Source organism: bacterium, assembly GCA_040753555.1.
Lineage (GTDB): Bacteria > UBA9089 > UBA9088 > UBA9088 > UBA9088 > JBFLYE01.
On sequence record JBFMDZ010000081.1, the window covers coordinates 1 to 9,295 of the forward strand.

Sequence of the window (9,295 nt, forward strand, 5' to 3'; positions counted from 1 at the left end):
CGTAATAGGAGCTATGTTTACTATAGACCTCCTGGTTACATCCACTACAGATATACCCTCCATCTCTTTCCAAGTCTAAAACAACCTCATCACACATCCTAAATTCTTTCTTTTTTCTGTTCCCCTTACAAAAAATCCTTGAAATCCTAATAATTCTGTGAGATAATTTATTTGTTGCATCTGTCTTAAGTTATCCTCCTTTTTGAGGGATTTAAAAGGATATTATACCCTTATCAGAAGCAACATTTAAACAAATTACTTATTTGCACTAAATTCCGTGAAGAGCCATATTTTATCTTATCACCAATAATAAAAACCAAAAGGCAATGGGAAAGATTGGGGTGATAAAATAGAAGCGGAGAATGAGACTTGTTGCAGCTATAATATCAGTTTTAGTTTTCTTAATAGTAAAAAAAATAAAAAAGGGGCCTGTAACTGGCTTTGATGTAGCATTAATTATCTTTGGAGTTTGTTTAAGTATGATTATTATTTTTACGCAAGTTATTTCCTTATATACAGCACCCACTAAATCAATGTTTCCTACAATAAAGCCAGGTGATTGTTTTGTTGAATTACTTTGTAGATATGGACTGAGGGTTCCATTTACAACAAGGTGGTTATATAGGATAAAGCCCAAGCGGGGTGATGTTATTACATTTTATATACCTGAAGCATTTGTAAGTCAATGGCGCTGGTGGCGTAAGGAAAGAACAAAAAGGATAGTAGGAATGCCAGAGGATGAAATAATGATGAAGAATGGGAAGGTCTATATAAATGGAATTACCTTATATGAGCCATATGCCGTCTATATAGGACCATCAAAGTCATATGCAAAGTCTACATTTACCAAGAAAGACAACTGGGATAAGCCAATAAAGGTTCCCAAAGGAGAATACTTTGTTATGGGAGATAATCGGAATAATAGCGAAGACAGTAGACACTTTGGATTTGTCCCGCTGGATTATATCACAGGAAAAGTAGTTTTTATCATCTGGCCTCCCCATCGCATAGGATTGATTTATTAAATTAAAAATTGCAAAATACATTCATTATAATGTAAAATAGGGGGTATGAAGATTTATGATAAAGAAGGATTATTGGGTGATATTTTAGGGAAGGTAGAAATTTTAAAGGGAAGGGCTTGTATTTTAGATAAAGAAAAAATAAGGGAGAAACTTATTGATTCCCTTGTTTATAATGCCCTGTTTAATGAAGACCCCCAGATAAAGGATGCCTGCCGTTGGCTGATCAGGGAAATCGGCTATGGCTTTGGAATAATCCCTTCCTCGATCTATCCATTCTATGAAAAAAAGGGAAAAGGAGAATTCCCAAATATAACCGTTCCTGCAATCAATATCAGGGGTCTTACCTATGATACAGCAAGGGCTGTATTCTCTGCTTCTAAAATAACCAATTCCTTTCTCTTTATCTTTGAGATTGCAAGGAGCGAAATGGAATATACAGAGCAGCCAGGCGATGAATATGCTACATCAATTATAGCAGCAGGGATAAAGGAGGGTATATCTTTTCCTGTGTTTATTCAGGGAGACCACTTCCAGATAAGAAGGAAAATTCCACAGGATATAGAGAATGTGAAGGCTTTAATAAAGGATGTAATCGAGGCTGGATTTTACAATATAGACCTTGATACATCTGTCCTTGTTGATCTTTCACAGCCAAATGTTTATGAGCAGCAAAGGAATAATTTTACATCTGCCGCAGAGCTTACAGAATATATAAGAAAGATTGAGCCAAAGGGAATAAATGTCTCTTTGGGTGGTGAAATAGGCGAAATAGGAGGGAAAAATTCAAATGAAGAAGAGCTAAGGGAATATATGAGGGGCTATCTTACCGAAATAGAAAAGAGGGGGATAAAGATTGGCATATCAAAGATGGCTGTTCAAACAGGAACAGTGCATGGAGGAGTTCCCCTTCCCTCTGGTGGCGTAGCTGATGTAAAGCTTGATTTTAATACACTAGATGTCCTCTCAAAGGTTTCAAAGGAATATGGACTTGCTGGCACTGTCCAGCATGGTGCATCAACCCTTCCATTGCAGCTCTTCAATAAATTTCCAGAAACAGATGTGGCAGAGGTTCACCTTGCAACAGAATTTCAAAATATGGTCTATAACCTTATTCCAGATGAATTTAGGGAAAAAATTTATGTCTATTTAAGAGAATCTTGTAAGAAAGAGATGAAAGAGGGCGAGACAGAAACCCAATTTCTTTACAAAACAAGGAAAAAAGGGTTTGGTCCATTTAAAAAGGATTTTTTTGAGCTAAAAGATGATACAAAGAAAAATATAAGGGAAAAATTAGAGGAAAAATTTTTAACTATCTTTAAGATGCTTAAAGTAACTAACACAAATACAGCTGAAATCACCTCTCTTTTTAAACCTCTATATTATCCAAAACCATTTCCTGAAATACTTGAATAATGGGAAGTGTTACATCAGTAAGAATTGCTAATGCACAAAATCCAAAAAAATCTCTGCAATGTGATGCATTGGTAGATACGGGTGCATCCTATATGATTCTTCCAAGTGTATGGAAAGAAAGGCTAGGAGAATTAAATTTAATTGAAGAGGTAGAATTAGAAACAGCTACTCAAGCTACAATTAAGGGTAAAATTTATGGCCCTGTAGAGATTCAAATAGAGGGATTTCGGAAGATTTACAGCGAGGTTGTTTTTGTGGATATGGAACCAGAAGATGGCTTTTATGAGCCTTTAATAGGCTATATAGTCCTTGAGCAGTCCCAAGCTGCTGTTGATATGCTAGGACATCGCCTTCTCCATATAAAAAGGATGGATTTGAAATAGGCGATAAACTTAAGTTGGATTTTAGATTCCTCATTGCAATAAGAAATATCTTCGGAAAAAAAGGGGAAAGAATCTTCTTTATTATTAGTTGTATTTGTATTTCCCTAATAGCCCTTGGTGTTTCCTCTTTAATTGTTATCCTTGGTGTAATGAATGGCTTTGAAATTGAGCTTAAAAAAAGGATTGTTGGAAGCTCTCCACATATCAGAATAACCCATATTGATGGCTATATTAAAAATTACGAGGAAATCTTGCAAAGAATAGATGATAGAGAAATTACAAGCATCTTTCCATACATTGAAGAAAAGGCAATATTTAAGGGAAAAGAAGTATCTGGTGGGATTGTTTTAGGATTGGATAATCCAAGCGGAATAGAGATAGAAGGAGAATGGTTAAAGGATGAAAATTCCATCCTTATTGGAAAGGAGCTTGGATGGAATATTCAATCTAATATTGGCAATTACATTTCTTTAATTACAGCAAAGGATTTAGCAATGCCAAGGGTTTCTGATTTTAAGGTTTCTGGGATTTTTACATCTGGAATGTATGATATAGATAGTTCTGTTTCCTATATAACCCTATTATCTGCAAAGAAAATCTTCTGTGTTGAAGGTGCCTCTGGTATAGGGATAAGGCTATTAGATGTCTCTAAAGCAGAAGAGGTAAAGGAAAGGTTATACAGAATATTACCAAAGGAGTTTTTTATTAGGACATACAATGAGCTTAATAAGAGCCTCTTTGATGCAATGAGGCTTGAGAGAAAGGTAATGGCAATTATCCTCTTAATTATCCTTTTGGTTTCTTTATTTTCCCTATTTTCTTTGCTAACTATAACAATTATAAAGAAAAAGAGGGAGATTGGAATTTTAAGATTGCTTGGGGCAGGAAAAATATCAATTGCTTTAATATTCCTCATTGAGGGAGGCATAATTGGTTTTTTAGGAACGACCACAGGAATAATTTTTGGGCTTTTGGTTGGACATTTTATACCCTCTCTTATTAAGCTTCCAGGGGATGTTTATTATATCTCCTCCCTTCCCTTTACCATTTCTACACATTCTGTTTTTTGGATTTCCATATCTTCCTTTGTTCTTTCTATTCTCTTTTCTATATACCCAGCTTTTTTTGCTTCAAAGATTAGCCTTTCTGATGCACTAAGGGAGGAATAAAAGGAAGTCAGAAGTAAAGGAGTTTTGCCGAAAAATTTCTGTTGTACTGCACTATAACATTAATTTTTTGCTACTAAAGAGAAACAACTATTAAAAACTTATGTTACATAGCACTATTACAAAATAGAAAGATACTTTTCTAGCTCATATTCTGTAACCTGAATCCGGTATTCTTCCCATTCCTTTTTCTTTAGCTCAATGAACCTTGGAAAGACATGATTTCCTAATGTCTTTTTAACAAGCTCGCTTTTTTCTGCGATTACAACTGCCTCACCTAGGCTTCCTGGTAATGAGGAAATCCCTAATTCTTTTCTTTCCTCATCGCTTAAATGATAAAGGTTTTTCTCCATTGGTTCTTCTAATTCATATCCATTCTCTATTCCATCCAATCCAGCATTCAACATAACAGCAAATGTAAGGTATGGATTACAGGCAGGATCTGGGCATCTTAGCTCTGCCCGTGTTGACTGCTCTTTCCCTGGATGATAGACGGGAATTCTAATTAGAGCTGACCTATTCCTATTGCTCCAGGCAATATAAACAGGTGCCTCATAGCCAGGGACAAGCCTCTTGTAAGAATTTACCCATTGGGCAAAAACAGCGGACATCTCCTTTGCATGCTTTAATTGGCCTGCAATGAATCTCTTGGCAATATCTGTTAGATGGTATTTGTCGTCCTTATCAAAAAAGGCATTTTTTTCTCCTTTAAATAAAGATTGATGTGTATGCATTCCAGAGCCATTCTGGCCAAATATAGGCTTTGGCATAAATGTTGCATAGACACCAAATTTTTGGGCTATTTCTTTTACTACCAGGCGATAGGTCATAACATTGTCTGCCATCTGCAAAGCATCACAAAACCTCATATCAATCTCATGTTGGCTTTGACCTACCTCATGGTGGCTATACTCTATATCTATTCCCATTGCCTCTAGGGCAAGAATTGTTTCCCTCCTTAAATCACTTCCTGCATCAAGGGTTGTTAAGTCAAAATATCCTCCCTTATCAAGAACCTCTGTGGAATCAGATGAATTAAAATAGAAATATTCAAGCTCTGGTCCAATATAGTAATGGTCAAAACCAATCTTTCTCATTCTATCCAATGCCCTTTTTAAGACATACCTTGGGTCTCCCTCATACGCCTTCCCTCCTGGGATTAAAATATCACAGAACATCCTTGCCACAGCATCTTCTTTTGGCATCCAGGGAAGCAATTGAAATGTCTCACAATCTGGCATTGCAATCATATCGCTCTCCTCAATATCCTGATAACCTGTAATAGATGAGCCATCAAAGCCCATTCCATTTTCTAATGCCCGCTCAAGCTCTTTGTCTGTTATGGCAAAGCTCTTTAATTGCCCAACAATATCTGTAAACCATAAGCGGATAAACTTAACCCTATTCTCCTTAACCAATTTGAGAATATCATCTTTTGTCTTCATTTTAATACCTCCTACATTTAATTTTCTGTATTAGTATAGTAAAAAATTGGCATTTTTGGTAACCAATTTTTTTTACTATTCTGCTTCGCTGAACACATACATAGGATTAAAACAGCTAAACACTTGCAAGAAATCTCATATCATTCTCAAAGAATAGCCTTATATCTCCTATCCCATACTTTAGCATCGCAATCCGCTCAACACCAAGACCAAAGGCAAAGCCTGTATATTCTTCACTGTCATAGCCAACATATTTAAATACCTCAGGGTCTACCATCCCTGCCCCAAGTATCTCAAGATAGCCTGTATTCTTACAGGTTCTACAACCTTTGCCACTACACAAGATACAACCTATATCAACCTCAGAGGATGGCTCTGTAAATGGAAAATAGCTTGGTCTAAACTTTATCTTGCTTGTCCTTCCAAAGACCTCACAAAGAAAAAATGAAAGGATGCCCTTTAGGTCGCCAAATGTAATGTTTCTATCAACCAGCAAGCCTTCTACCTGATGAAACATTGGAGAATGGGATATGTCTGCATCCCTCCTATAGACCCTTCCGGGTGCAATTATTCTAATGGGTGGCTTTTTCTCCTTCATTACCCTTATTTGAACAGGCGATGTATGGGTTCGCAATAAATATTCATTATCAATATAAAATGTATCGTGCATATCCCTTGCAGGATGATGGGAAGGGATGTTTAGGGCATCAAAGTTATACTCTATTAGCTCAATCTCAGGCCCTTCTTCAATGGAAAATCCCAATTGAATGAATATATCAACAATTTCATCCATTGTCTGGGTGATAGGATGCTTCTTTCCAATCCTTGGCATAATAGGAGGGAGTGTTTCATCAAAGAATTCTTCTCCTTTTATAAATTTTTTATCAGATATTGCCTTTTCTATTTCTCTCTTTGCTTCATTAAGGGCTTTTCCTATCTCTTTTCTTTTCTCTTGGGGAATATTTTTTATATTAGCCAAAGCAGATGTTATTATCCCAGCCTTCCCAAGATATTTTACTTTGATAGAAAAAAGCCCCTTTTCTTCCTTTACCTCCTCTATCTCCCTTAATGCACCTTCTTGTATCTTTTTAATCTCTAGCATAGCAAAATAATTATATCAATAAAAATGAAGGAATATCAATTATTTTTAAGACTGGCACTCTTGTTGGCATCTTTCACATTTCCCATTACAAGGCTCTACATGAATCATCACTTTAGAGCGAGCCAACTTACGAGCAATATCTTTTTCTAAATGGTTGCAAAAATTATGTGCTTCTTTTAATGTCATATCTTTAGAAAGAACCAAATGAAGGTCAATATATCTTTCAGAGCCTGATTTCCTGCTACGCAGGCTATGAAAGTTAACAAATTGCCGGTAGTGTTTGTTGATAATGTTTCTGATTAGCATTTCCTCAGCAACAGGTAGCTTTTGGTCCATAAGTCCAGCAGCTGAGCGCTTTGTAATTTCCCAGGCTGCTTTTGTAATAAAAATGGCAACGCCTAAAGCAATCAATGGGTCAAGGATTTCTATCTTTGTTAAGCGAATAGCCAATAACCCTGCCAAAACACCCAATGAGGTATAGACATCTGTTCTAAGATGATAGGCATCTGCCTCTAAGGCAATTGAATCTGTCTCTTTAGATACCTTAAAAAGCCAGGTTGAGACAAAAATATTGATAATACTAGAAAAAACCATTATTCCCAATCCCCAGTCAATAGAGTGTAAGTGTCTTCCTACAAAAATCCTTTTTATAGATTCTAAAGCAATCAAAAACACAGCCACAAAAATAAGCCCTCCTTCAACAATGCCCGAGAGGTTCTCAATCTTTCCATGACCAAAGGGATGGGTTTCGTCCGGTGGGATTTCTGCCTTTTTTACAGCTATAAAGGCGATGAAAGATGCCATTAAATCTATCCCTGAATGAGCTGCTTCGCTGATAATGCTAATTGAATTAGTAATAATCCCAATGAGCAATTTTAAAATGACCAGAATAGTGTTTGATAAAACAGAAATCAAAGCGGCATAGGTTTTCTTCTTGCTGATAGAAGCCTGCATTAAATCCTAATCATCTTATCCCAATAATTTCATAGACCTCTTGCGGTGTAGTTTTTCCTTTGGGAAGGATGCAAAGTTTATCCTTAACAACAACCCTTTCCTTTACCTCATTATATGCCTCTTTGCTGAGCAATATCTCTCCTCCCTTTGCATTTTCCTCAATCCTCTTTCCAATATTTACACAATCTCCGATTGCTGTATATTCTATATGTTTACCTATACCCAGCAATCCTAAAGCAGCCTCTCCAGAATGGATGCCTATGCCAAAGGAAAGAGAGGAGCTTTCTGGAAATTCCCTGTATAATTCTAATGTTAGGGATTGAATATTTAAGGCAGCAACTATACTACGAAATATATGGTCCTTTTGGGGAAGGGGTGCATTAAAATATGCCATAATTCCATCGCCCATAAATTTATCAATTGTTCCACCCTCCTTAAGGATACAATCAGAGGCAGGAGCTAAGAAGCGATTCAGGAATAAAAATACATCCTCAGGGCTTTTTTTCTCACTAAAGCTTGTAAAACCCCTGATGTCTGCAAAGAGGATTGTAATCGGAAGTAATGTTCCTTTTAATGGAAGGTTATCTGGGTCAAGATTTTCAATAATGGATGGAGAAACCATCCTCTCAAAAAGCCTCTTTTTTGCCTCAAGCCTTCGCTTTTCCCTTCTCTCAGAAGCTTCCTGTAATTCCCTCTTTACAGCAGGGGCTAGTCTTATAAGATTTTGCTTTAAGATATAGTCGCAAGCCCCTTTTCTCATTGCAGAAACCGCAAGCTCCTCACCTATTTTTCCCGAAACAATAATGAATGGAATATCAATGTTTTTCTTCTTAAATACCTCTAATGCCTCAAAGCCATTGAATTGTGGCATCTGGTAATCAGAAATTACTATATCCCAATTTTCTTTAGCAAGAAGGTCTTCCATTCCTTCTTTCGTATCTGTTCTTTTAAAGGATACATCAAATCCGTTCCTCTTCAATTCCATTACAATAAGAAGGCAATCGTCCTCTGAATCCTCAATTATCAAAAGGTTAATTGGTATCATCTTTAGAAAGACCAACAAGTGTAGCCCAACCAAGCTGTTTTGCAACCTTATTAAAATGGGTGGAATCTAATGGCTTTCTTAAGTAAATATTAGCACCCAAGCTATAGCTATCAATCATATCCTCCTCCTCTTTTGAGGATGTAAAGATAATAACAGAAACATCTTTTGTCCTTTTATCCTGCCTAATTCTGTGTAATACTTCCAAACCACCAATCCTTGGCATCTTTAAATCCAAAAGTATTACAGCAGGAAGAATACTTGTATCCCTCTCTTTATATTCACCCTCTCCAAAGAGGTAGTCTATTGCCTCTTTTCCATCGTGCAATACCTTTATCTCACTTGTGATATTGCTTTTCCTAAGAGCCCTTATCGCAAGCTCAACATCATTTAAGTCGTCTTCTACCAAAAGAATAATTTTTTCTTTCATTTTATTCATTCACCCCCTCTTTGTGAAACGGAGAATCTTAAGAAAAAGAGAAAAGGAGAATATCATCTTTGTCTAATTAACCATTTATCCACTTTTTCAATCATTCGTATAATCTGTCCAATGATTTGGTCATAATTTGAGTTAATCTTTGTTGTCATAATAGAATCTATATAACCACATCGGTTTGCAAATTCTAACCATACCTGATTTTCGCATGCTTCACTTTCTGCATCACTTAATTTGGCAATAAATGCGGATTTATATCGCCTTTTCCTCCATGCCTCTGCAATATTTGCACATACCGAACGGGATGACCTTCGGATTTGATCAACTAA

General features: G+C 36.4%; 10 protein-coding genes. 4 read left to right on the plus strand and 6 right to left on the minus strand.

The features are described from left to right. Nucleotides 1-362: 362 nt before the first annotated feature. The 4 genes from lepB to AB1630_07580 are packed head-to-tail and all read left to right on the plus strand — an operon-like array spanning nucleotide 363 to nucleotide 3,990. Entirely contained in the window at nucleotides 363-1,025 is a 663-nt protein-coding gene (gene lepB, locus AB1630_07565; protein ID MEW6103650.1) for a signal peptidase I, read from the plus strand. A gap of 45 nt (nucleotides 1,026-1,070) precedes the next feature. Beyond that, nucleotides 1,071-2,438: a class II fructose-bisphosphate aldolase gene (locus AB1630_07570; GenBank protein ID MEW6103651.1), complete on the plus strand. Its 1,368-nt coding sequence runs from the start codon at nucleotides 1,071-1,073 to the stop codon at nucleotides 2,436-2,438. Then, the gene (locus tag AB1630_07575; GenBank protein ID MEW6103652.1) at nucleotides 2,438-2,821 is read left to right on the plus strand and encodes a hypothetical protein; all 384 of its coding nucleotides are present in this window, start codon (nucleotides 2,438-2,440) and stop codon (nucleotides 2,819-2,821) included. Before AB1630_07570 ends, AB1630_07575 begins: the two co-directional genes overlap by 1 nt. Before the next feature lie 14 nt (nucleotides 2,822-2,835). Further along, on the plus strand, nucleotides 2,836-3,990 hold the full coding sequence (locus AB1630_07580; GenBank protein ID MEW6103653.1) for an ABC transporter permease: 1,155 nt from the start codon (nucleotides 2,836-2,838) through the stop codon (nucleotides 3,988-3,990). A gap of 116 nt (nucleotides 3,991-4,106) precedes the next feature. Here the strand turns inward: AB1630_07580 and glnA are convergent, their stop codons facing one another. The 6 genes from glnA to AB1630_07610 form a co-directional block, all read right to left on the minus strand. Next, on the minus strand, nucleotides 4,107-5,432 hold the full coding sequence (gene glnA / locus AB1630_07585; GenBank protein ID MEW6103654.1) for a type I glutamate--ammonia ligase: 1,326 nt from the start codon (nucleotides 5,430-5,432) through the stop codon (nucleotides 4,107-4,109). 115 nt (nucleotides 5,433-5,547) lie between these two features. Next, complete coding sequence (gene pheS / locus AB1630_07590; protein ID MEW6103655.1) at nucleotides 5,548-6,534, minus strand: phenylalanine--tRNA ligase subunit alpha; 987 nt, start codon at nucleotides 6,532-6,534, stop codon at nucleotides 5,548-5,550. 45 nt (nucleotides 6,535-6,579) lie between these two features. Then, a complete protein-coding gene (locus AB1630_07595) occupies nucleotides 6,580-7,488 on the minus strand; it encodes a cation diffusion facilitator family transporter (GenBank protein MEW6103656.1) in 909 nt (302 codons plus the stop codon). A 10-nt stretch (nucleotides 7,489-7,498) separates the two neighbouring features. Then, nucleotides 7,499-8,515, minus strand: coding sequence for an adenylate/guanylate cyclase domain-containing protein (locus AB1630_07600; protein ID MEW6103657.1), 1,017 nt, complete (start codon nucleotides 8,513-8,515; stop codon nucleotides 7,499-7,501). A gap of 4 nt (nucleotides 8,516-8,519) precedes the next feature. Next, nucleotides 8,520-8,960, minus strand: a complete 441-nt coding sequence (locus tag AB1630_07605; GenBank protein MEW6103658.1) for a response regulator — start codon at nucleotides 8,958-8,960, stop codon at nucleotides 8,520-8,522. Between the two features lie 62 nt (nucleotides 8,961-9,022). Then, a partial coding sequence (locus AB1630_07610; protein ID MEW6103659.1) for a four helix bundle protein occupies nucleotides 9,023-9,295 on the minus strand: 273 nt, incomplete at its 5' end.

Excerpts from the sequence above, each read along its gene's own strand:
- lepB (MEW6103650.1), top strand. The coding sequence starts at position 363 with ATGAGACTTGTTGCAGCTATAATATCAGTTTTAGTTTTCTTAATAGTA.
- AB1630_07570 (MEW6103651.1), top strand. The coding sequence starts at position 1,071 with ATGAAGATTTATGATAAAGAAGGATTATTGGGTGATATTTTAGGGAAG.
- AB1630_07575 (MEW6103652.1), top strand. The coding sequence starts at position 2,438 with ATGGGAAGTGTTACATCAGTAAGAATTGCTAATGCACAAAATCCAAAA.
- glnA (MEW6103654.1), bottom strand. The coding sequence starts at position 5,432 with ATGAAGACAAAAGATGATATTCTCAAATTGGTTAAGGAGAATAGGGTT.
- pheS (MEW6103655.1), bottom strand. The coding sequence starts at position 6,534 with ATGCTAGAGATTAAAAAGATACAAGAAGGTGCATTAAGGGAGATAGAG.
- AB1630_07595 (MEW6103656.1), bottom strand. The coding sequence starts at position 7,488 with ATGCAGGCTTCTATCAGCAAGAAGAAAACCTATGCCGCTTTGATTTCT.
- AB1630_07605 (MEW6103658.1), bottom strand. The coding sequence starts at position 8,960 with ATGAAAGAAAAAATTATTCTTTTGGTAGAAGACGACTTAAATGATGTT.